This window comes from Lysinibacillus sp. Y5S-8, from assembly GCF_036894365.1.
In the GTDB taxonomy this organism is placed as follows: Bacteria; Bacillota; Bacilli; order Bacillales_A; family Planococcaceae; genus Lysinibacillus; species Lysinibacillus fusiformis_D.
Genome location: NZ_CP145889.1, coordinates 340,578 through 363,167 on the forward strand (window position 1 = coordinate 340,578; position 22,590 = coordinate 363,167).

Here is a 22,590-nt window from a genome sequence, read left to right on the forward strand (position 1 = left end):
AGCATTATTGTCTCATTCTACAATAGTTTAAAAAGGGAGGCATAACGATGGAACAACAATGGACAAATGAATTAGCAGTTGCACAGGTTAGAATAGCAAGACCAACAGATCAATTACAAGAAATAGAGCGTTATTACTGTGAAGGAGTCGGCTTAAAGAAAATAGGCTCTTTTACGGGACACCGTGGCTATGATGGGATTATGATTGGTCTCCCGAATGTAGGCTATCACCTAGAATTTACAGCGCATATTGATGGAAGTCCTTGTCCTGCACCAACTAAGGACAACCTTTTAGTACTTTATATTCCAAATAATGAAACCATTCGTCGTATTACCGAACGTCTCGAACTTATGGGATATCCCGAAGTGGAGCCTGAAAATCCTTATTGGGCAGAGCAAGGGATAACTATTGAAGACCCAGATGGCTGGCGTCTTGTATTAATGAATACAGCAGGCATCTAACTAAAGAATCCAAAGCACGAGCCATACATGTAGTCTCGTGTTTTTTTATGATGATAAATACCCATTGTGGTATATAATGATTTATAAAGGAGGTTATGCTATGCAACGAATAAAGACATTGGATAATTGGAGCGAGGTCTTAGAGCAATCAAAGCACATGCCATGTCTTGTATTAAAAATTAGCATGACATGTATGAGCAGTATTGCAGCTATAAAGGAATATAAAGCACTCATAACAAAATTGCCGAAGTATCTTGTGATTGTCCAAATGGATAGAGTGGTTTCTAATGCTATTGCAGGTGATCTTCAGGTGAAGCATGAATCACCACAGCTATTAATATTGCAGGATGGGAAGGGAATTTGGCAAGCAACACATGACAAGATAAAACAACCTCTTTTAGTAGAGGCTATAAAGCAGTATGTAAAAACAACGACTTAAAAAAGATACCTCACAATAGGTTGTGGGGTATCTTAATGGTTAATCCTCTAAAGCCTCATCTTCGTGATAGTTCGTAGCGCTAGATTCTATATCCACCTGTAGATAATTTGCCCAGTCTATTTTATGATAATCCTCTTCACTAAAATAAATATTCAAGACCTCTGTCATTGTTTTATCACCATCAGGCTCAGTGAGAGGAGCATACCAAGTAATAGCAGGTGTCTTCACACTTTTTAGCTTGGATAATTCAGCAAAAATTTTAGTGGAATCCTTCAACATTTGACTTTTTGATCCTTCTGTCACATCTGTATCCTGAATGGAAATTGTGACAACACCATCTTTAGATTCCTCTACAGAGAATTCATTTTTCACAATCGCACCTACTATATCTTCAACGGTCGTGTTTTGATCGACGGCTACTTCCTTTGGCTCCGTACTTTTTCCACAGGCTGCTAAAAGTAGTGAAGTGAATACAAGTAAATAAATTATTTTTTTCAATATCCTAACCTCCCTTGTTACTCCATATATGCGCAAAATGGGAGGGAATTATACAGGCTATGGAAAGGTTGTACAGACTTTTTAAATTAGGAGGGGAACTAGTCGTATTATATAAAGAAGAAACGTTCCATATTATGTAAAAGGTTATGACATTTTCTATAATGAAATTTATAAAGTGGAAAGTATATTAAAAAGGTATTTGCAAAAAAAATTTAACACCATTGATGAAAAAAGCACCTTGGCCATATTGGCTAAGGTGCTATATAGGTAATATAAAAAAGCCGCGTATGCCGTAGTTATTATAGAAAGTTTTAAACCACCACTCCTCAAAGTGGGTGTTCGCAGAAGTTTTCCTGCTTATCCTCATGCACCGTAGTGTGAGGCCCGTCATTCCAACTCCAATAATAAAACTCCCTTTTACAGCTTAAAGGTTAAAACTTAATATTATACGAACAATGCAGCCTTTATGGATATAATAAAGCATGATCGACGAACATGCAAGTAAGATGATTACTGCAAATTAGTCAATGGGCAAGTGTTCCAAATGGTGTAATCGGCATCTAAAAATATCTTCAAAATGGTGCCACTGCTTCATATTTTTTTCACAAATACGAACGAAAAATACGAACAGTCTTTACTTATTATGATTGACTATGTAAAGATAGGAGCATAAAGAGGATTTTCCTAGAAAATATGTAAAGGAGGAAGCGGAAATGGCAGCTTATCCAAATTGTCCAAAATGTCATTCTGAATATACGTATGAGGATGGCGTAAACTATGTGTGTCCGGAATGTGCACATGAGTGGAGTATGAACGCATCAGAACAGGAGTCGGATGCACTTATTGTAAAGGATGCAAATGGCAATCTGTTAGCTGACGGCGATTCAGTTACCATTATTAAGGATTTAAAGGTGAAGGGTAGTTCTTCCACTTTAAAAATTGGGACAAAGGTAAAAAGTATTCGTCTTGTAGAAGGCGATCACAATATTGACTGTAAAATTGATGGCTTTGGTGCTATGAAATTAAAGTCAGAATTCGTGAAAAAAGCATAAAAAACAAAAGGCACCTAAACTTTAGAAATCAGTTTAAGGTGCTTTTTGTATAACTATTTATTGAAAAAACCTACGTAGTAGAATGGCAAAAGCTGCACCTAATAAGGCGAAAATTGTATGTAAAAGAGCGATGTAGCTGGCTCCAATCACGAGTGCTCCTATCTCTGTGAAGGAATAGGTTGTAATATAGAGCCCATTATTTAGATTATTAATGATAGCCCAAACAAATACAGGCACGGAGCTTATGATAAAGACAATCCAGATGTTTTTATAGAAAAGGTAAGAAAGACAACCGAAAAGTGCATACGAGATAACAAAGCCTTTTTGATTGCCGAGTAAGGATGAATTAATGGCAAACATAAAAGATAACACAATAAATATGATGTGAAAAAAGGATAATGTTCTTTTCATGGGTAAGTATTCATCTTGAGTTGGCTGTGAATGGGTTAGCCGCTGACATTGCTGACAAGTTGTTAGATGTTGTTCTACAAATTCTATCGTTAGTGCTTGCAGCATTTGTTTTTTATAAAGAGGTATTAAATCTTCTACAATCGAGCATTCCTGTGACAATACTTTCCCTCCAATCCATGTCCTTTCATTATACGATTTTTTTAGAAAATAAAAAAAGCCTTCCGTGAATTTTTCAATCGGAAAACTTGTACATGCATCTTATTTATTCGGCTGTTAGTACTTCATCTGTTAAGGCTTGAATATCGATATGCGTTTTTTCCTTTACTGCATCCTTTAAAATTTCGGTGCGGAAATATTGCACTGTTGCTTCAAGTGGAATCGCCAAAAGCTTTGAAAGAGCTGATTGGTACATATAGACAAATTCTTTGTCAGTATTGCCACGCTTTAATTCAGCGAAAGCTTCATAAAATTGATCGAGCTTATCCGAAAATTCGAGTAAACGCCCCTCTAACGTATTGTCCTTACCTTCCTTCATCCGTTCAAAGAATATAGCCTGAAATTCTTGTGGAATTTCATTGATAATAAATTTTTCCATCATCTTTTCTTCCACATGTGCTAGCATTTGCTTTAGCTCTGGACTCGCATGTTTGACAGGGGTCTTTATATCTCCAATAAAAACTTCAGCAAAGTCATGGTTGATGGTTTTTTCATATAAAGACTTCCAATCCACTTCTGCTCCATTCATTTCTTCTAATGTTGCGAAGAACATGGCGTATTGTGAGACTTTCCAAGAATGGGCAGCCACATTATGCTCTTCGAACTTGAAGCGACCAGGACAGCGAATGATACGCTCTAAGTCATTAAGGCTTGTAAAAAATTGATGAATTCCTATAAAAATCACTCCTTTTTGTTTTATAAGTGCATGTTACTATAAACAATACCCTCTTTGTGCAGTTTTCAAACAAGTTAACAATGATTCAAGCTGTGTTTACAAAGGATTCACAATTGCTGATAAAGTAGACTTAGGTTGGGTGCTATAATGTAGAGGACTGATGAAAAGGGGAGTACACATCATGTTTTCCATTTATACACTTCTTCTTTATATACATATTTTAAGTGCCGTTCTTTCGATTGGGCCTTTGTTCGTTGTGTTAACTATTGTTAAAAAAATGCGCACAGCTTCCAATGATGAAATGCCACCATATATAGAAGCGTTTAAAGGGGCCATTGCTATTGTTAAACATTCAGGACATGTCCTAGTAGCCTCAGGTATTTTGCTAATGTGGTATGCGGGCTATCATTGGAATACTTCATGGATTGTCATGACCTTCCTTGTGATGTTTGCATCCATTGTATTTTTAGCTAGAGCGTTTAAACCGACGTTACGTACATTTAATACGCCTTCTTATAATCAACAACAATTTGTTTCTCTTTTACAGCGTAAAACATGGATGTATATTTTATTATTGCTTATCATGCTTTGGTTAATGGTAGCAAAGCCGATTTTCTGGTAAAAAGAGCATGGAACAAAAAGATTTTAGCCAATAAAACCCGGACTATTTTACAAAACACAATTAGTGTCTTGTCATAGTTCGGGTTTTCTGCGTATATCTATTTGTTAATTGTATCTAGATTGCATGATGGCCAAAGTTATGGTCCAGCCTTTTTAGCTTACAAGGCGTTTAAAATAGCTTTTACGAATAAATAGGTAACTAATGAGGAAAAGCACAAAGAAACAGCAAGAGCTAGCCATGGAAACCTGTAAAAATGCCGTAGAGACCATTGTACGCATAGACAATAATGTCATCAGCAATAGCATAATGGCAATAGTGAACGGCACAAATATAAGAATCGCTAACTCTTTGGCAATAACAGTAGCTAATTCTTTTTTGGAAAGCCCTAGCTTACGGATGCCAATATATTTTTCCTTCTCCTGTAGTAATGTAGTTTGCAAATAGAAATACAGTATACTCATGGCAGCACTTAAGAAAATTAAACTTAACATGGAGCCTATAAAGAACATGACGCTTTTGATAAACATCTCCGTGTCATACAAATCAATTTTGGAAGTAACATAACGTTCTCCAGGTAGAGATGGTATGTTTTCAGTAATTGTGTTCGCCAATTCTATATGGGCTGCCCAGTTGTCTAGCTCATAAATATAGGTTTTATAAACTGGGTAGTCTATGGCTTGGTAGATGCTGTCAGGTACAATGAAATAACTATGCTGGAAACCAGTAGATAGCAGATTTTGCTCAATCGTTTTAGTAAGTTTGAACGACTTTATATACGGGTCACTGGCATTGTCTGTTATAGTCGCTACACCTCGACTTCCTGCTACAGCAATAAATTCATTTTGATGTAGGACATTTTCCTGTTGTTGTAACAGGTTGTAATCCGATAATGCCATATAGCCAATGCGTTGATCCTCATTTGATTTAAATTCAATAAAAAACTTTTGTGCACGAACCGATGATAGATTATTTTCAAGATAATCAAGATCAGCCTTTACCATATTGTCGTCAGCCTTTGGATCAGCAATGTATTGAAAGCTATACGGGTAATTTTCTTCACTGTCCTTTTTTACATTGTAATAAGAGCTAAATAAAATGCTAGTGCATAGAAAGACACCGCTTAATAGGATAGTGACTAGAAACAGCATATTTGCATGTGATTTCATTTTTGCATTTAAATTGGATACCAACAGCATATTCGTTTTACGAAGATAGGAAGGGGACCTTTCAAATATTTTTAAAAATAGCCTCAAGCCCTGTGCGATGACTAAATGAATTGTACAAAGAATACTAGTGAAAAATAACAGATAATAGAGAATACCTAGCGTGTCTACAATGGCATGCTCGGTTTTTAAGAAGTACGCTAATATACCAGTTATCATTATGCTTAAAATGAACAACACATAATGCGGCTTAATCGATTTTTCGATAATCGTATCACTTTTTAAGAGCTGAATAGATGCTTCTTTATTAATGAACCTCGTTATGACTGTCGATATCACCACAAATAAAATCAGAAATAAGCCAATCGTTAAGCCAATTGCTTGTAGAGGCATATACATACCAAACGTTTCTGCCTTTAAAACAACCTTGGCCCCCATTAAAAAAAGTGGCGTAATGACAAGCCCAAGAACGATTGCAAATAGAATAGCTAAAATGCCAATTAACAGATTTTCTCGGAATACAAGCATACGAATTTGCTTCATGGAAGCTCCCGTAATCATAAATATTCCTAGCGTTTTGGTCTTCTTGCGTAAAAACGCCATAATTGAATAGGTGATATAAATAAAAGAAAATAAATAAACGAGCATACTAGCTAACATCAGTGAGATACCAAGTGTCGAATCGGGGTCTAAGCTTTTCAGACTTGGATGAAAGACGATCACAGAAAATAAAAAGAAAATAATAATGGAAAACATGCTACTTAAGAAATAAGAAACGTATGTCCATTTGTCCCGTAAAATATTTTGAAGGACGATGTGATTAAAGCTCATGATGCCCACCACCTAAAAAAGCAAGCGTGTCCATTATTTCTTGGTAAAATTGCTTGCGGTTGTTGCCACGATGTATTTCGTTATATAACTTGCCATCTTTCATAAAAATAATTCGATTGGCGAAGCTGGCTACATAAGGATCATGGGTCACCATGAGAATAGCTGTTTTGAGCTCGTGATTAATGGAGGTAAATAAGTTCATCACATCATTGACCGCCTTTGAATCTAGATTTCCTGTAGGTTCATCTGCTAACAATAGGCTAGGCTCATGAATAACAGCTCGAGCTATGGCTACTCGTTGTTTTTGTCCGCCTGAAATTTCATAAATACGTTTAGGTAACAGTTCCTCGATACCAAGAAATTGAGCGACATGCTTTAAGCGCTGACGCATTTTGGGTGCAGGAAAGCTATCTAATGTTAATGGCAATAAAATATTTTCTTTCACTGTTAGTGTATGCACAAGATTAAAATCTTGAAAAACAAAGCCTAGTTCAGAGCGTCTAAACTGGGCGAGTTCTTCATCATTTAAGACATAGGGATTTCTATTATTGATGATGATATCACCAGCAGTAGGCCGATCAATAGTAGATACACTATTTAAAAATGTTGTTTTTCCACTACCAGAAGGACCCATGACAGCTACGAATTCCTGTTGACTTAGCTGAAAATCAATTCCGTTTAACGCTTTATATGTGAGCTCACCGATGTATTCTTTTTGTAAATTGGTTACTTGAAGTATTGTATTCCCCACTTGAAACAACTCCTTTATGATCATTAGATAACTTTAGTATAAAAAAGGAGCGGGATATAACCTATTTCGCTTGATGACGTGAAGATGACAAAGTTGTCATCTCGTTCATGTTGATAAAGGATGACGTCATAGTAGAAAAAGCCCTCTTGGCTGACACAGTTCCTATGTTTATTTTTTTTGGCTGTTTGAAAAATTTATGGAAAAAGTCGTAACACGGTCAGAGGATTGAAGAGTGAAGGGGTGATCTAATGTAGTTAATATCTTTTTCACTAAATATAATCCTATACCTGTTGCTTCGCCACTCGTTCGCCCCTTCATACCCGTATAAAATAAATCAAACACTCGTGATATTTCGCTAGTAGGGATTGTTTCACCATAGTTTTTTATGTGTAAAGTGGCGTTGTCATAATGAATTTGAATTGTGTTTGCTATGTCACTATATTTAATGGCGTTATTGAACACTTGATAAAGTACGATTTTTAACCATTTTCGATCTGAATAAATAATATGGTTTTCAGCAAGCAGCATTTTTGGAAAAATGTCATTCATGATAAAGTAATCCTTCAAATCATTAATGACCTCCTGCACTAGTTCCTTTAAAACAATGGGTTCAACTTTTAAATCGGCTACTAAATGAGATGTGCGCTCATACGTTAATAGCTGATTAAGTGTAAATGTCAGTTTATCGCATTCTTTATTAACGGTTTGCCATTGTAGTAATTCTTCAGTAGTTTTGTTGGATGCGGATTGAACAATTAATTGAATAACAGATAATGGCGTCTTCATTTGATGTGCAAAATGTGATAGAACCAATTGCTTTTCTTGTGCTTGCTCTTCTAATTGTTGTTGTTGAGTTAAAAATAGATACTGTATTTGTCTCAATCTTTCGCTATAAACTTGTTCAATTGGTGCACGTGGTTCAAACAGATGAAGATCATCCTGTGTGTGGATATCTTTCTGTAGATGTTTATAAAACTTTCGTCTACGATAATAACGACCTAGTAGCCATATACTAAACAGAAAGCTGGCAAGAAAGATAAAGTAGCCATAGTGTGACGCAAGGTCATCTAAAGTATGAATAATCCAAGGTAAAAGCAGAAAGCTTATGCCATAGAGAATAAGAATACTTAGATGTTCTCGAAAGAATAGCTTCATTTACCTTCCTCCACTAATTGATAACCTAGACCACGAATGGTTTTAATCTCAAGCTGTGAGTGGATTGCTTCCATTTTTCTACGTAGTCGACCAATGTTCACGGACAATGTATTTTCCTCTACAAAGGCTTCATCATCCCAAATAGCACTTAATAGCTTTTGACGTGGCACAACATTTGGATAGGCTTCAAATAATAGCTTACTTAGCTGCATTTCTTTTAATGTTAACAGGCTCTCATTACCTTCTGACTGAAGACGAACTGTATCTGGATTTAATGTAGTATTAGCTATGGTCATGGTAGTTGTTTCGGTTGAAGCATATTCACCATATGTGCGTCGGAGTAATCCATTAACCTTTGCCATAAAGACGTCTAATGAAAAAGGTTTCGTGATAAAGTCGTCAGCACCATTTTCAATACCATATACTTGATCAATATCATTTACTCTGGCAGAAACAATGATGATGGGGCAAGTTGAGAGCTGACGAATTTTTCGTGACCAAAAATAGCCATCATAGGTTGGGAGATTGATATCCATAATGACTAGATGGGGTTGAATGGCATTAAATTCTTCGATAATGTGCTGAAATTGTTGGACAGGATAGCATTCATACTGGTACTTGGATAAATGCTCAACGATTAGTGAAGCAATATTTGCATCGTCCTCTATTATGTATATTTTGTACATATCTATCGATCCTTCCTTTCTTCTTTCTATATGTATAATGTACCCTGATTTCCTTAAATCTATAGAAGAATTGTAACTTGAAATAAGGAATAAGAGCCACTCCAAACTCGGAAAGAGGATGTAATGACTTTTATTTATTATTTTTTGGGAATATGGAAGGTTACATTTGTGCCTTGATTGACTGTACTTTGAATTTGTAATCGCTGACCATAAATTCTTTTAAGGCGTAAATCCGTATTTCGTATACCTATACCAGAGGATGTAGTTTCATGATTTGCTTGTAATTCCTCTAATAGACTAGGGCTAATTCCCACACCATCATCAATCACGCTAATGGCTATATAAGTTGTGTAATCTTTAATGCGGATACAAACAGTACCGCCTTCTGTCTTCTTTAAAATACCGTGTCGAATGGCATTTTCAACTAAAGTCTGTAAAGAAATAGGGGGTATTTCAATTTCTATATTTTCATCAATATCCCATTCAATATGAATTAATTCTCCAAATCGCTGTTGTTTAATGTAAAGGTAAGAGCGAACTAACTCGAGCTCCTGCTGTAATGGTACAACTCGTTGAAGATTTCGAACATCAAAGCTGGCATGTAAATACTCACCAAAATGGTGCATTAAGTCAATCATTCTTTCGGTATCAATGGTACTAAGAGAAGCAATCGTATTGAGCGTATTAAATAAAAAATGCGGTTGGATTTGAGCTTGAAGCCATGCACTTTCCAAATGTAAGTGTTGTTGAATACTGTATTTTAAATCAATTAAGGCGCGACTTCTTACTTTTAATTCTAATGCATTAATAGGTTTTGTTACATAATCATTGGCCCCATAGGCAAAGCCTGTATAAACATCCTCAGGGTGCTTTCTTACTGTTAGTAATAAGATAGGTAATTCAAGCAGTGAGTATTGTTTTCGTATTCTTTCGATTACAGCATAGCCTGAAATATAGGGCAGCATTGCATCCACAATCACTAAATCCCATGATGTTTGCTGAATGAGCACTAAAGCTTTCTCACTGCTTGTAACAGTAGTAACTTTGTATTCAGACTTCGAAAATATACTTTTCATCGTTGTTAAATTTGTAGGATCATCATCAATCATTAAAATGCTGAAATGCTTTTCTGATACTGTGGACAGCCTTTTTTCTATAGTTGGTAACTGAGTATTATCTTGAAACATGTAGGATGTATGTTCGCTCTGTTTACTTTCATCTGCAAGCGGTAATGTAAAATAAATGTCTGAACCTTTATTTGGAACAGATTGTATATGCATCGTACCACCATGTAACTCAATTAGTTTTTTTGAAATGAGAAGCCCGATTCCAATGCCTTCATCATGTTCTTGACCCTGTTCATAAGGTGTAAACACAAGACTTTTCACAAAATCGTCCATTCCTTGTCCAGTATCACGAATGTGGATAATGGCCATATGCTGTTCCTCACGAGCGGTAATTTCTATAGAGCCTTCACTTGTATATTTTAGCGCATTATGCAAAAGGTTAAAAAGGATTTGAATAAGGCGATTTTCGTCAGCTAACACATTTGGGAAATTTCGAGGCACCGATGATACCATATGTATTTGCTTTCCGTTTGTAATAAAACGAAGCATATCAAAGACCCCATAAACAGCACCTTGAAGGTTTACACTTTGTGTATGAAGGTGTAAATTACCCTCTTTTAAGCGGGTATAGTCCAGTATGTCGTTTAATGTGAAGGACATACTTCTACCTATATCAATCAGATGTTTAAGATTTCGATGATCTTCAGCTACAATTCTATTCTTCGGATTATCATAAATGGACTGACCTAGGGTAATCATCCTATTCATAGGACTCCACAGTTTCTGTGCATTACTTGTGAGAAATTCATCTTTCAAAGTATCCTCCTTTTGTAGTTTTGCGACTAACTTTTGGATTTGCTGAGAGTTCTCATGAAAACGTCTGAACCAATAGCTAGAAAAACCGAGCATAACAAATAAATAATCAAATGGATAAACAGGTATATCAAATACGTAAATAGATTTGATTAATCCCCATAAAATACCGTTTGTTGTACCAACAGCTGTTAGAGCAATAAAAGCAGAGCTCCTTTTTTGGTTTTCTAAATACTCTCTAAGAGCCAGTACCACGACGTAGAGAAAGGACACTAGATAAAGTACGAAGAAAATCATTTTAGTAGGTACCAGCCACGACATTGGTAAAATTATAATGAATACAGCGTCTAGTACATAAAAGGCAAAAATCCATTGAAATGTTTTAGTGCTGTGATATTTAACCAAGAGGACTCTCATAAATTGAACAAAGAAAAAAGAGGCTCCAAGAAAAATAATAGAAGAAAGCTTATAGGACCATACATAATCAAGGTGCAACCAATCTAGCAGAGATCGATCAAACGTAATTAATTCATCTGCCAAGGGTAGAAGAAAGCCAAATGTAAATAGTAAAACGATAGGTTTCCTATAGATGAACAGAAATACTAGTATGCTAAAAAGAGCAAACAGTATTAGCATAACTACAATTGTTGAAAGAGACAGACCTGTAATTAATTGATGATGAGTCATCGCTGACGCAGTGCCAAATGAAATCCTTTTATTAATAATCGGGCTTTTAGATGTATCAAAATTAGATACATGAAGCATGATGTCCATTTCAGATTGCGTATTTGTAAAATAAACTGTGTAGGGTGCAGCCTGCCCTTTATGATCCTGCCTGTTATCTGCCACTTTACCTGACTGTCCTACAAGCTCGCCATTTATATACAAGGAAGAGGCGGTTGAGATAGCAGGAATACGAATGGCATATCGGCTGTTATCTGCAAGATTAGGTAGCAGAATTTTTAGTTGATAAGTGCCGTAGGGGTGAGTCGTTTTCCCGCCTTTTAGTGTAGGAAGAGTTTGGATAGTATGGTCCTCGATATTTGTCTTTTGACTACTTCCTTTATTTTCAGGATTGACGAACTGTCCAGGGGAATAGAGCCATTCGCCATTTAAAGAAAGAACTTCTTCATTCAAATGGTCCTGATTGTTCAGATTTACAATACCACCTTGGGCACTAGGCTGATGATTAGAGGGCAGGAAGTAGTTTAACCATAGCAATCGTAAAGAAGTAAGGACTATAAAAATGGCAATTATAATAAGTAGATGTCGGATAGTCGTTTTTCTCAACACAGCCATTTTCCCTCCTAATGTTTTTCTTAAATAACTTCATCTACCATGCCATGGAATTGGAAAAAAGGAAATATGAAGGGGTGTAAAAGAATACTTTAAACCTATATAAATAGAACTATATGGAGGTCGTAGTACTATCGATTTTTTCCTATTAATCTGAAAAAAAGTAAAATCTCATTAGTTTTTAAGTTTTCTTTAAGAGATATGGCTTATGATGATTGAATAAATATATTAAATTTTGAGTTGAAACATAGATAAGATTTAACGAAAAAGTCATCTCAATGGGAGAAATGATCTATTGTGGGTAAATTCAAGTTAAAGTTATCGTTTCTTATTGTTAGTATGACGATTGTCGTTGTACTCGCGACATCTAGTATTAGTATTTGGAGTAGCTATCGAAATTTTAATGAAATTTTGAAGGAAAATAAAACAGACATGCAAGAAATCTATGTAAAGGAAGTCTCTACAATTACGGAAGACTATTTACAAGGTTCTAAGACAAATGATCATTCATTAGAACCGTATATGGAACAAGTAGTTGATACTTTACTTGATGAAAGAATGGTTTCTTTTAGTTTGTTTTTTAAGAAAATTATTGTCCCAATCATCATAGTTGTAGCAGCTGTATTGGGCCTAACTATATGGTTAGCTATCAAAATTACACAGCCTCTAAAAGATCTTTCAACAAGAATTGAAGTAGGTGAAGAGGGCCAGGAGACTGAGGAGATTGCTGATTGGTATTATGAAGCAAAGCTGTTGAAAAACAATGTACAAAAAATGGTGATTTGCTCGCAAAGTAAAATTTCTGATTTAACAGAGCAATTAAACTTAGATTCATTAACAGGAATTCCTAATCGCAGAAGAATGGATCAAACTTTACATGAATTGATTGTAGATAAGGTCCCGCATGCAATCATCTTAATAGATCTAGATGATTTTAAAAGTATAAATGATACATATGGTCATACAGTAGGGGATGAAGTTTTAAAAGCCTTTGCTATTAATATGCAAAACAGTGTGGGGGATCAAGGTTTTTGCTTTAGATATGGCGGAGAAGAATTTATGATCATCCTGCCTTCAATGAACATAGATGATGCTGTACAATTAGCAGAAAGTCTGCGGATTAAGCAAGCCTTACAAGAAACTGCATGTGGTAGACCTGTAACCATGTCTGCTGGAATTACGGCTTTTACACCAAATGTCCAGAGTCCAAACCAATTGATAGAAATTGCAGACCATGCTTTGTATAAAGCTAAACAATCAGGACGTAACTGTTTATGTGTAGTTAGAAATATGAGACAAATGATTGTTAAATAATGTAAAAAGCATGCTGGTTTTGTACACTAGCATGCTTTTTCATGTCTTCAACATGATGGGTTATAAACTTTTTTCAAGCTCCTTTGCTTGTGCCTGTACAACATTTTGAAAAAGGTCTGTTGTCTCCTGAGTGGGTGATACATTTAATTCTGACAATAAAAGGCTATTAAAAGAATGATACATTTTTATGGCTTCAGCACGATTACCAATCTCAGTGTAATGCCGAATTAATAGCTGAACAGTTTTATCGGAATATGGATTTAACTCTAAAGCTAACAATAATGAACGTTCTCTATTTTTAAAATTCTGGTTTTTAGTGTAATAATGAATCAATTCATCGAGTAATTGAGTAAATTGTTTATTCATTAAGTTAGCTTTACTGGCAGTCCATGAATAGTCCAATGTCGCCATAAACTCACCATGATAATTTTGGATGAGCTCCTCCGCCTTCTCGATATCCAATCTTCCTGTTTCTGCTTTAGTATTCAAAATATACTCCAAATCATGGGCATCACATTGAAAATCCTCTAGTTTCAAAATATAGCAGCCATTCGTATATTCAATCACATCAGAGTAACCATACGATGAAAGCGTTGTACGCAAGTATGAAACGGTAGTATGCAATTGGACTCTTGCCTTTTTAATATCCGTATCACTCCAAAGTGTATCTAGGATGGTATCACGGGGTACTGGCATATGAAGCTGTAAAAAAAGAAAGGCAAACAATTCTTTTGTTTTAATCGTTCTCCAATGAATTGCTTTTTCATCATAAGAAACGACAAATTCTCCAAAGCATCTGATCGTAAGCGAAGGCTTTTGATGAGTTTGAGCTGCTGATGTTAGATCTTTCTGGACCAGCTCTTGAATTCTATTAATCGTCGTTTCTAAGCGAGATTTCGAAATCGGCTTTAATAAGTAATCAAGAGATTGTACATCAAATGCTTGAACAGCATAGTCTCGATAGGCAGTTACAAAAATGATACAGATGTTTTTGTCCCATGTTTTTATTAGTTGTGCAACTTCTAAACCGCTCATACCTGGCATTTCAACGTCTAAAAAGGCTACTTGAAAGTCTAAAGTAGGTCCTTCTATCAGTAAGTCTTTTGCTGTAGTAAACGTTTCAATGACCTCAATGTCATCAAATGCATTTAAATGTTTTTTTATATTAACAAGAGCTAATGGTTCATCGTCCATCACAATTACCCGGATCATATAAGGACCACCTTCCGCTAAATATAGCTGCATTATCAGACTGAGATGTCTATTCTTGATCCTTTGTATGGATGTGTAGGAACTTGCTGAGGTAGATCTTGTAATAATTCAATAGCTGTAGATGTGTTCAAATTGAGTGCGTTTTGCATTACGCTCATTTGTACGGTTTGTTGAAGTTCCATCAGCTGTGATGACATGAGTGAATTAATTTCCATTTCTACATTCCCCCCTTTCTTTATTTATCGGCTAAAAATAGCAAATATCTAATATAAAAAAGTCCGAAACTGTGCAACAAAATTATAGATTTTTTACCCTCAAAATCTGCGAATTACTAAAAAATTAATTGAAATTGTATATTTTTCCGTTTTTATAGTAATAATTCCTAATATCAGGCGGATAACCCTGAGTTATTAATTTGCAAACTTATGGTTGCTGTCATAGTAGAGCTTTCAACTCTAGTGTGCTAGCAGCAGATTTGCAACAAATAATAAAATGATGGAGGTATTACTAAACATGAAGAAAAAAGCATTAGCTTTAGCAGTAGCGGTGACCTTTGGTTTGAGTCTGTATGCAAGTCCTTCCTCCGCGAAGGACAAATCACCAGGCAATATACTATGGGCAATTCCTGAGATTTATAATTTAACGGTTGGAGAATTCCAGCAACTAAATGAGATGGAGTCGTTGTGGTTCTATCCAGAGCAGGATTTAGTGAAGGACACGACAACAAAAATAGAGTCGACAAATGAAGATGAATATGTCATCAAAGGCGGTGACACATTATTTTCAATCGCTCGTACAAATAATGTGACGGTTGATGAACTAAAAGCATGGAATAACCTTGGTTCAGATTTAATTTTAGCTGGTGAGTCATTGGCTATTAAGGCTTCGGCTGCAAAACCAAAGCCCAAAACTTCTGAGGGAATTGCAGCTGCAAAACCTGCTACAACGACTACAACTAAACCAGCAAGTGCTCCGGCAAGTGCTCCGGCAAGTGCTCCAACAAGTTCTCCAGCAACTGGTTCTGGTAAAACATTGACAATGCGTGCGACTGCTTATACGGCCTATTGTGAAGGTTGTTCAGGTATTACCGCAAATGGCACAGATATTAGATCTAATCCCAACTTAAAGGTCATTGCAGTAGACCCTCGAGTTATTCCTCTTGGTACAAAAGTTTGGGTGGAAGGCTATGGTGAAGCGATAGCAGCTGATACAGGGGGAGCTATTAAGGGTAATAAAATTGATGTATTTATTCCTACTGAAGGACAAGCACTCCAATGGGGTGTGAAACACGTAACAGTAAAAATTTTAGATTAACTATGAAAAGGGATTTCTCAAGCTTTGGGAAATCCCTTTTTTTGATTCAGCAAAAATATTTCATACTAAAAACGATATGCAGGCATTAAAAATACTCCTTTTTCTTAGGAGAGGGGAGGGCGTATTTATTTGTTTTGTGCATAAGTACTGGGTAAGTTGGTAATCATCAGAAATAGAGGAGGAATTTTTATGAAAAAAATAAGTTTAATCGGCATTTCTTTATTAGTTTTTGTTGGTGGTTGTAGTTTCTTTAATAAAGAAGAAAAGTTACCTGTAAATGCGACGTCCCCCTTAACGGCTACTGCAAAAGTGATTGGTGCAAATAACGAAAGCTATGGGAATGCGTTTTTTCAAGAAGAGGATAATGGCGTTAGAATGACGCTGGCATTAACTGGCTTACCGTCAGGCACACATGGTATTCATATTCATGAAGTAGGGAAATGTGAACCACCTAAATTTGAAACGGCTGGTGGACACTTTAATCCAACCAATAAAGAGCACGGTAAATTAAATCCAAACGGCTATCATTTAGGGGATTTACCAAATTTAGAGATTGGTGAGGATGGTAATGTTGATTTAGATTTCCTAGCTGAAGGATTGACTTTACAAAAAGATCAACCAAATTCGTTATTAGATAGCGATGGCAGTGCTATTGTTATTCATGAATCAGCTGACGATTATAAAACAGATCCAGCAGGTAATTCTGGAGCAAGAATTGCTTGCGGTGTAATTCAATAAAATGATGTGGAAGACTGTATCTAATAATTATTAGATGCAGTTTTTTGTATTGTTTTACAAATATAAAATATTCATTATTTATACAATCAAGGTTGTTATTTATTTTATTAGAAAAAGAAATTATAGGTTTTTATAAGTTAAAAATGGGCTAATTAATTAAATAGATAATAAACCGAATGAAGGGATATTGTTTAGTTTCCGTATAATTATAAAAGTCTGAATTTACTATAAATAGATTGACATTATTATACCAAATTTGTTAATTTTAAATAGATTCTTTAAAAATAGCCAAAGGGGGAAGGTTACTATGAGGAAAAAACAATGTAAATTATTGATGCTACTAAGTATCTTTGCGCTAATGATTCTAGCGGCTTGTGGATCAGATAGCGGAGGTAATTCAAAGGAAACGACTGGAGAAGGTTCCAAATCTTCTGATAAGCCGAAGTTTTTAAGTCTATTAACAGGTGGTACTCAAGGTACTTATTACGCACTTGGTGGCACATTTGCTGATTTAATTACAACAGAAACAGGTATTAAAACAACTGCTGAGGTGTCGCAAGCATCTGCCGCCAATATGACTGCTTTACAGGATGGTAAAGGGGAAATTGCATTTGTTCAAACAGATATTGCTTACTATGCTACTGAAGGAACATTAATGTTCGATGGCAATAAAATTGATACAATTTCAGCTCTAGGTGCACTATATCCTGAAACCGTACAATTAGTTACAACTGAAGCTTCAGGTATTAAAACATATGCGGATTTAAAAGGGAAAAAGGTGTCTGTTGGGGCTCCAGGCTCAGGTACCTATGCAAATGCTGAGCAATTACTTGAAATCCATGGTCTAACGATGGATGATATCAAAGCACAAAATCTTGATTTTGGTGAGTCAACGGATGGCCTACAATCAGGTCAAATCGATGCAGCATTCATTACAGCTGGAACGCCAACAGGTGCTGTTGAAGCATTGAACGCTACGACGAAAGTGAATATTGTTGGTGTAGACTCTGGTAAAGCAGATGAGTTAATTGATAAATACCCTTACTATGCAAAGGACACAGTAAAAGCTGGTTCTTATGGTATTGCAAACGATGTGGAAACCGTTTCAGTGCTTGCTATGTTAGCTGTGAAAAAGGATCTACCAGAGGAAGTTGTCTACTCAATGACAAAAGCCATTTATGATAATACAGATAAGATTTCTCATGATAAAGGACGATTTATTAAAGCTGAAACAGGTTTAGACGGGATTAGCATTGAAATACATCCTGGTGCACAAAAATACTTTGATGAGAAGAAATAGCGTGAATAGTGTTTGAAACTTGCTTTCTAAAACAAAGGGGCTCGGATTGCGTAAAGCTTCGAGCCTCTTTCTTACTGTAAGGCGTGAGTTTAGGCGAGTAGCTTTTAAAGTGGGGGAATAAGATAGGATGCGATGGAGGAAAATCATTATCATATTAACTTTTTTTAGTTTCTGCCTATGCCTTGTCATGTTTCTTCCACTTCAAAAGGTGTTCACCTTTACAGAAACCCGTAAAGAACAGGCTGAAGTACATTACATACCAATTTCAGCCGAGCATGAATTTCGAATTAGATATACCCATTCCATACATGAATCGGATGTACTAGAAACCTATCAATATGTAAAGGGAAATCGTATTCAGATGATGGAGATGGAATATGAAGACTTAGCTATTGGTATGCCTGGCTATGCAGAGGAAAATCAAACATTCATACAACGAGACGGGAAATATATTCTTCGTTTCAATGATGACAGAGAACTTAATAATTTTACCATTTATATAGGTGATTTAGACTTAGATTTGGTTTTCGACTATGAAGACAGAGAATATAATTTAAAAAAAGATTTACAGAGGGGAAAATCTTATTTATTTGAAATTAGACGATTATCACTTTATGAACAGTGGAAAGGAGTAAGGATGAAATGACAACAGAGGAAAAATCAAAGAAAGAAGAACGAGTAGAAAAATTCGAGCAAATTTCTGCTGAAGAGCAACAAGCTATACTTGAGAAGTATGATATAGAATCCAATGTAAGAACCATTACAGGTGTAATGAAGCATGTTATTTTCTTTGGTCTTTTAGCATTTTCATTGTTCCAACTGTATACGGCTATTTTTGGGCAATTTCCTGCTCAAATCCAACGTACGATTCATTTAGGCTTTGGTTTGACATTAATTTTTCTATTATTTCCAGCTCGTAAAAAAGCGCCAAAGCATAAAATTGCCTGGTTCGATTATTTGCTAGCAGTACTATCCATTGCAGTTGGTTCTTATTGGTCTATGAACTATACAGAGCTTGTGAATCGCAATGGTTCTATTACACAGGTAGATTTTATTATTGGTCTAATAGCTGTTGTATTAGTACTCGAGGCTGCTCGTCGTGCTGTGGGATTACCAATTACAATTATTGCGGTTTGTTTCTTACTTTATGCTTATTATGGACCTTATTTCCCAGCATTTATGGCACATCGAGGACAGGATTTAGAGAGTATTGTAAATCTTATGTACTTCACAACTGATGGGATATTTGGTACGCCAATTAGTGTATCAGCCACATTTATTTTTGTATTTTTACTGTTCGGAGCATTTCTTGTAAAAACAGGGGTTGGCCAGTATTTTAACGATCTAGCAGTTGCGCTAGCTGGTAAATTAATTGGTGGTCCTGCAAAGGTAGCTGTATTTTCAAGCGCACTTCAAGGGACCATTTCTGGAAGCTCTGTAGCTAACGTAGTAACATCAGGCTCCTACACAATTCCGATGATGAAAAAACTAGGCTATCGTAAAGAATTCGCAGGTGCAGTGGAAGCGGCAGCATCAACAGGTGGCCAACTTATGCCGCCGATTATGGGTGCAGCAGCTTTCCTTATGGTCGAGTTTATTGGTCGAGGCATTACGTATTGGGATATTGCGAAGGCAGCAGCCATTCCTGCTCTTTTATATTTTACAGGTATTTGGATTATGACGCATTTTGAGGCAAAAAGAGTGGGTTTAAAAGGTTTACGAGACGATCAAATGCCTAATCGTCGAGAGGTATTTAAGAAGATTTATCTCCTATTACCGATTGTTGCGATTATTGTATTAATGCTAACCGGTACACCTGTTATGCATGCAGCATTGTATGGAATTATTATTTCAATTGGTGTTGCTATGTTTAATAAGGAGACTCGACTCAAGCCAAAAGACGTAATTGAAGCATTAGTTGAAGGTGCGCGTACCGCATTAGGTGTAGTGGCAGCTACAGCTTGCGCTGGGATTATCGTAGGTGTAGTTGTAAAAACAGGGTTAGGCTTAAGTTTAGCAAATAGTTTAGTAGCCTTAGCCGGGGGTAGTATTATTTTGACATTAGTTTTTGTTATGATTGCTTCCCTTATTCTTGGTATGGGTGCACCTACTACAGCCAACTATGTCATTACCTCGACAATTGCTGCTCCAGCTATTGTGGCTTTATTATCGCCAAATACACCGCAAGAATTAGTGCCCATAGTTGTGTTATTATCTGCACACTTCTTTGTGTTCTATTTCGGTATCATTGCCGATATTACACCACCAGTAGCGCTTGCTGCATTTGCTGCTTCGGGTATTTCAGGTGGCGATCCGATTAAAACGGGTGTTAACTCAGCGAAACTTGCGATTGCGGCATTTATTATTCCATATATGATTGTTTTTTCACCAGCATTGTTAATGATTGATACAACAATACCGCAAATTATATGGGTAGTATTTACCGCTATCACTGGAATGGTAGCAATTGGTGCAGGTGTTATCGGTTACTGGTATCGCAAACTATTTTGGTTTGAAAGAATCATCGTTATTATGGCAGGGCTATTACTTATCTATCCAGAAAAATTCTCGGATTGGACAGGTTTAGGAATCTTTACTGTAATGTTTGTGATTCAATTTATATCTCATAAAAAAATTGTTTCAGTATCATAAATATTTGACTTGAAAACATATCTGCTTAATTAATAACTGGCTAAGCATTGTTCCAGTTGTTAATGAGCAGATGTTTTAATGGCAAGGGAGAGTCGTATAGTATATTCTGGTAATATTAGTTAATTTCAATCTAATTGTGAGATCAGTTTTATATTTATAATGCATAATATGTATTATTTATTGCATTTTGCTAAATTCCTATTGTATAATTCTTTTATCAGAAAATTCAATTAAATAAGGAGTGATACAATGGGTAAATTGTTCAATTCAAAATTTGAAACGTATTTAATGGATCAAGAGTTTGATTTCTATGAAGAGGAAGAAAAAAATGAGGAGCTAATGGAGAAGGTACATTATGAAGAATATCCAGAAGGGTTTTTTACCAGTTTATAATGAATATTTGATGGGCTATGTTGAAAGTGATGATAACTTTTAACATAGCCCATTACTTTGTACACCTCGATTTATAAACGGCTTGTTAGGAGCATAATAATGAAATACATCCCTTTACTATTTTAGTTAGGTCTTAAGGCATATGTACTTTTCTGAAATGGATTCATGTATAATGGGAAACAAAAATGCGTATAGAGGTGTAGTTATGTCAAAAGCTTTAACAGTAGAAGAAACGATTTATCAATGGTTTGATCATTTTCACAAATATCCAGAAGTAAGCTGGAAGGAGTTCGAGACAACTAAGAAAATCGCTTCAATACTGGATGAATTACAGATTAGTTATCGTTTACTAGGTGACATACCTGGGTTAATAGCTGAAATTGGAACAGGTGAAGAAGTAGTTGCAGTCCGCGCTGATATCGATGCTTTATGGCAAGAAGTTGATGGAAAATGGCAGGCGAATCATTCTTGTGGACATGATGCCAATATGACAATGGTTCTTGGTGCATTACTACTACTGAAGGATCGCCCATTGCAACATCGTGTGCGTTTCATTTTCCAACCTGCTGAAGAATTAGGGAATGGCGCATGTGCAGCTTTTGAACGAGGAGTGGTTGATGGAGTAACACATTTATTTGGTGTCCATTTAAGACCAATTGAAGAATTACCACTTGGTAAAGTTTCGCCAGCAATCCATCATGGTGCAGCTTATTTTTTAGAGGGGACTATTCAAGGCATTGATGCGCATGGTGCTAGACCTCACCAAGGTAAAAATGCGATTGACGTCATTATGGCTGTGCAACAAATGCTACACAGTATTCATTTATCTCCATTTGAACCACATTCTGCGAAGTTAACGAAAATTATCGCAGATGGAGGTAGTACAAATATTATTCCAGGTAATGCTAGCTTTTCAATGGATATTCGAGCGCAACACAATCAACAGCTCGAATTGCTACGCAGCAAAATTGAGTTTGGTTTAACATCAATACAGCAACAATTTGAAATTGATATGACTTGGAATTGGGTTGATTTTACGCCAGGTGCTGAAGTTTCACCAATTGCGGCAAACATGGCGAAGGATGCCATCATTGAAACTTTAGGTGAAGAACATTTAGCGGATGAAATAACTACACCAGGTAGTGATGATTTCCATTTCTATACAGTGAAAAAGCCAGAATTAAAAGCAGCGATGATTGGAATCGGGGCAAACCTAACGCCAGGATTACATCATCCTAAGATGACATTTGATCGTAGTGCTTTAATGGATGCTGCAAAAGTACTTGCTTGTGTATTAGAAAAAAAACCTGAATAAAAAAATAATTTTTAAGCTATATGAAAAAATGTAATTTATTTTTTCATATAGCTTTTTTGCATGAACATTTCCTGAAATGTATGGATATTCAAGGGTTTGCATAGCTTTTTATTGCTACTTGAAAGCGTTTTATTACGCTAAAACAAAGGGATTTGCTAGAGAGGCATAAATTTTTTGCGTTGACTTTTAATTTTTTGAATATTAAGCTAAAAAAC

Annotated in this window: 22 protein-coding genes and 1 other RNA gene; 12 read left to right on the forward strand and 11 right to left on the reverse strand. The window is 35.9% G+C overall.

All coding sequences use genetic code 11. The annotated features are described in order from the left end of the window. Positions 1-47 precede the first annotated feature (47 nt). Together V6670_RS01665 and ytxJ are read left to right on the forward strand one after the other, a co-directional pair. Complete coding sequence (locus V6670_RS01665; protein WP_338652313.1) at positions 48-461, forward strand: VOC family protein; 414 nt, start codon at positions 48-50, stop codon at positions 459-461. Between the two features lie 100 nt (positions 462-561). Beyond that, positions 562-900: a bacillithiol system redox-active protein YtxJ gene (gene ytxJ, locus V6670_RS01670; RefSeq protein WP_036117923.1), complete on the forward strand. Its 339-nt coding sequence runs from the start codon at positions 562-564 to the stop codon at positions 898-900. 39 nt (positions 901-939) lie between these two features. On the opposite strand, the gene V6670_RS01675 is transcribed toward ytxJ, so the two are convergent. Together V6670_RS01675 and ssrS are read right to left on the reverse strand one after the other, a co-directional pair. Further along, a complete protein-coding gene (locus V6670_RS01675) occupies positions 940-1,398 on the reverse strand; it encodes a hypothetical protein (RefSeq protein ID WP_141905185.1) in 459 nt (152 codons plus the stop codon). 274 nt (positions 1,399-1,672) lie between these two features. After that, positions 1,673-1,865, reverse strand: a non-coding RNA gene (ssrS, locus tag V6670_RS01680) — 6S RNA. A gap of 246 nt (positions 1,866-2,111) precedes the next feature. Here ssrS and V6670_RS01685 point away from each other — a divergent pair. After that, positions 2,112-2,450: a zinc ribbon domain-containing protein YjdM gene (locus V6670_RS01685; protein WP_036117890.1), complete on the forward strand. Its 339-nt coding sequence runs from the start codon at positions 2,112-2,114 to the stop codon at positions 2,448-2,450. Between the two features lie 57 nt (positions 2,451-2,507). Here the strand turns inward: V6670_RS01685 and V6670_RS01690 are convergent, their stop codons facing one another. Then, positions 2,508-3,020: a zf-HC2 domain-containing protein gene (locus V6670_RS01690; RefSeq protein ID WP_141905184.1), complete on the reverse strand. Its 513-nt coding sequence runs from the start codon at positions 3,018-3,020 to the stop codon at positions 2,508-2,510. 103 nt (positions 3,021-3,123) lie between these two features. Next, positions 3,124-3,762, reverse strand: coding sequence for a YfbR-like 5'-deoxynucleotidase (locus tag V6670_RS01695; protein ID WP_338652314.1), 639 nt, complete (start codon positions 3,760-3,762; stop codon positions 3,124-3,126). Positions 3,763-3,934: 172 nt separating this feature from the next. Here V6670_RS01695 and V6670_RS01700 point away from each other — a divergent pair, with 172 nt between their 5' ends. Continuing rightward, positions 3,935-4,375 (forward strand): DUF2269 family protein, encoded by a 441-nt coding sequence (locus tag V6670_RS01700; protein WP_036117885.1) that lies wholly within the window; start codon positions 3,935-3,937, stop codon positions 4,373-4,375. A gap of 152 nt (positions 4,376-4,527) precedes the next feature. Here the strand turns inward: V6670_RS01700 and V6670_RS01705 are convergent, their stop codons facing one another. The 5 genes from V6670_RS01705 to V6670_RS01725 all read right to left on the reverse strand — a co-directional run bounded on the left by V6670_RS01705 (position 4,528) and on the right by V6670_RS01725 (position 12,140). Beyond that, complete coding sequence (locus V6670_RS01705) at positions 4,528-6,369, reverse strand: FtsX-like permease family protein (RefSeq protein ID WP_338652315.1); 1,842 nt, start codon at positions 6,367-6,369, stop codon at positions 4,528-4,530. Then, the gene (locus V6670_RS01710) at positions 6,359-7,120 is read right to left on the reverse strand and encodes an ABC transporter ATP-binding protein (protein ID WP_036117879.1); all 762 of its coding nucleotides are present in this window, start codon (positions 7,118-7,120) and stop codon (positions 6,359-6,361) included. Before V6670_RS01710 ends, V6670_RS01705 begins: the two co-directional genes overlap by 11 nt. A 168-nt stretch (positions 7,121-7,288) precedes the next feature. Further along, on the reverse strand, positions 7,289-8,275 hold the full coding sequence (locus V6670_RS01715) for a sensor histidine kinase (protein ID WP_338652316.1): 987 nt from the start codon (positions 8,273-8,275) through the stop codon (positions 7,289-7,291). Beyond that, the gene (locus V6670_RS01720) at positions 8,272-8,961 is read right to left on the reverse strand and encodes a response regulator transcription factor (protein ID WP_338652317.1); all 690 of its coding nucleotides are present in this window, start codon (positions 8,959-8,961) and stop codon (positions 8,272-8,274) included. Before V6670_RS01720 ends, V6670_RS01715 begins: the two co-directional genes overlap by 4 nt. Positions 8,962-9,098: 137 nt before the next feature. Further along, positions 9,099-12,140, reverse strand: coding sequence for an ATP-binding protein (locus tag V6670_RS01725; protein ID WP_338652318.1), 3,042 nt, complete (start codon positions 12,138-12,140; stop codon positions 9,099-9,101). Positions 12,141-12,434: 294 nt separating this feature from the next. On the opposite strand from V6670_RS01725, the gene V6670_RS01730 reads away from it, so the two are divergent. Beyond that, the gene (locus tag V6670_RS01730) at positions 12,435-13,451 is read left to right on the forward strand and encodes a GGDEF domain-containing protein (RefSeq protein WP_338652319.1); all 1,017 of its coding nucleotides are present in this window, start codon (positions 12,435-12,437) and stop codon (positions 13,449-13,451) included. 60 nt (positions 13,452-13,511) lie between these two features. On the opposite strand, the gene V6670_RS01735 is transcribed toward V6670_RS01730, so the two are convergent. Next, positions 13,512-14,663 carry a response regulator gene (locus tag V6670_RS01735; protein WP_338652320.1) on the reverse strand — a complete coding sequence of 384 codons (1,152 nt, stop codon included), beginning with the start codon at positions 14,661-14,663 and terminating at the stop codon, positions 13,512-13,514. A gap of 35 nt (positions 14,664-14,698) precedes the next feature. Further along, positions 14,699-14,878, reverse strand: a complete 180-nt coding sequence (locus V6670_RS01740; RefSeq protein WP_141905175.1) for a YjfB family protein — start codon at positions 14,876-14,878, stop codon at positions 14,699-14,701. A 298-nt stretch (positions 14,879-15,176) separates the two neighbouring features. On the opposite strand from V6670_RS01740, the gene V6670_RS01745 reads away from it, so the two are divergent. From V6670_RS01745 to V6670_RS01775, 7 genes are all read left to right on the forward strand, one after another. Next, positions 15,177-15,977 carry a 3D domain-containing protein gene (locus V6670_RS01745; RefSeq protein ID WP_338652321.1) on the forward strand — a complete coding sequence of 267 codons (801 nt, stop codon included), beginning with the start codon at positions 15,177-15,179 and terminating at the stop codon, positions 15,975-15,977. Positions 15,978-16,166: 189 nt separating this feature from the next. Further along, complete coding sequence (locus V6670_RS01750) at positions 16,167-16,715, forward strand: superoxide dismutase family protein (protein ID WP_338652322.1); 549 nt, start codon at positions 16,167-16,169, stop codon at positions 16,713-16,715. 307 nt (positions 16,716-17,022) lie between these two features. Then, positions 17,023-18,015 carry a TAXI family TRAP transporter solute-binding subunit gene (locus V6670_RS01755; protein WP_338652323.1) on the forward strand — a complete coding sequence of 331 codons (993 nt, stop codon included), beginning with the start codon at positions 17,023-17,025 and terminating at the stop codon, positions 18,013-18,015. A 187-nt stretch (positions 18,016-18,202) separates the two neighbouring features. Next, positions 18,203-18,661 (forward strand): DUF1850 domain-containing protein, encoded by a 459-nt coding sequence (locus V6670_RS01760; protein WP_338652324.1) that lies wholly within the window; start codon positions 18,203-18,205, stop codon positions 18,659-18,661. Beyond that, the gene (locus tag V6670_RS01765) at positions 18,658-20,667 is read left to right on the forward strand and encodes a TRAP transporter permease (protein WP_338652325.1); all 2,010 of its coding nucleotides are present in this window, start codon (positions 18,658-18,660) and stop codon (positions 20,665-20,667) included. The genes V6670_RS01760 and V6670_RS01765 overlap by 4 nt, the downstream gene beginning before the upstream one ends. 249 nt (positions 20,668-20,916) lie before the next feature. Next, positions 20,917-21,060, forward strand: coding sequence for a hypothetical protein (locus tag V6670_RS01770; protein ID WP_186436215.1), 144 nt, complete (start codon positions 20,917-20,919; stop codon positions 21,058-21,060). Positions 21,061-21,265: 205 nt separating this feature from the next. After that, complete coding sequence (locus tag V6670_RS01775) at positions 21,266-22,375, forward strand: amidohydrolase (protein ID WP_338652326.1); 1,110 nt, start codon at positions 21,266-21,268, stop codon at positions 22,373-22,375. The last annotated feature ends 215 nt before the right edge of the window (positions 22,376-22,590 follow it).

Excerpts from the sequence above, each read along its gene's own strand:
- V6670_RS01725 (WP_338652318.1), bottom strand. The coding sequence starts at position 12,140 with ATGGCTGTGTTGAGAAAAACGACTATCCGACATCTACTTATTATAATT.
- V6670_RS01750 (WP_338652322.1), top strand. The coding sequence starts at position 16,167 with ATGAAAAAAATAAGTTTAATCGGCATTTCTTTATTAGTTTTTGTTGGT.
- V6670_RS01705 (WP_338652315.1), bottom strand. The coding sequence starts at position 6,369 with ATGAGCTTTAATCACATCGTCCTTCAAAATATTTTACGGGACAAATGG.
- V6670_RS01720 (WP_338652317.1), bottom strand. The coding sequence starts at position 8,961 with ATGTACAAAATATACATAATAGAGGACGATGCAAATATTGCTTCACTA.
- V6670_RS01700 (WP_036117885.1), top strand. The coding sequence starts at position 3,935 with ATGTTTTCCATTTATACACTTCTTCTTTATATACATATTTTAAGTGCC.
- V6670_RS01755 (WP_338652323.1), top strand. The coding sequence starts at position 17,023 with ATGAGGAAAAAACAATGTAAATTATTGATGCTACTAAGTATCTTTGCG.
- V6670_RS01665 (WP_338652313.1), top strand. The coding sequence starts at position 48 with ATGGAACAACAATGGACAAATGAATTAGCAGTTGCACAGGTTAGAATA.
- ytxJ (WP_036117923.1), top strand. The coding sequence starts at position 562 with ATGCAACGAATAAAGACATTGGATAATTGGAGCGAGGTCTTAGAGCAA.
- V6670_RS01745 (WP_338652321.1), top strand. The coding sequence starts at position 15,177 with ATGAAGAAAAAAGCATTAGCTTTAGCAGTAGCGGTGACCTTTGGTTTG.
- V6670_RS01775 (WP_338652326.1), top strand. The coding sequence starts at position 21,266 with ATGTCAAAAGCTTTAACAGTAGAAGAAACGATTTATCAATGGTTTGAT.
- V6670_RS01770 (WP_186436215.1), top strand. The coding sequence starts at position 20,917 with ATGGGTAAATTGTTCAATTCAAAATTTGAAACGTATTTAATGGATCAA.
- V6670_RS01765 (WP_338652325.1), top strand. The coding sequence starts at position 18,658 with ATGACAACAGAGGAAAAATCAAAGAAAGAAGAACGAGTAGAAAAATTC.
- V6670_RS01740 (WP_141905175.1), bottom strand. The coding sequence starts at position 14,878 with ATGGAAATTAATTCACTCATGTCATCACAGCTGATGGAACTTCAACAA.
- V6670_RS01715 (WP_338652316.1), bottom strand. The coding sequence starts at position 8,275 with ATGAAGCTATTCTTTCGAGAACATCTAAGTATTCTTATTCTCTATGGC.
- V6670_RS01685 (WP_036117890.1), top strand. The coding sequence starts at position 2,112 with ATGGCAGCTTATCCAAATTGTCCAAAATGTCATTCTGAATATACGTAT.
- V6670_RS01735 (WP_338652320.1), bottom strand. The coding sequence starts at position 14,663 with ATGATCCGGGTAATTGTGATGGACGATGAACCATTAGCTCTTGTTAAT.
- V6670_RS01760 (WP_338652324.1), top strand. The coding sequence starts at position 18,203 with ATGTTTCTTCCACTTCAAAAGGTGTTCACCTTTACAGAAACCCGTAAA.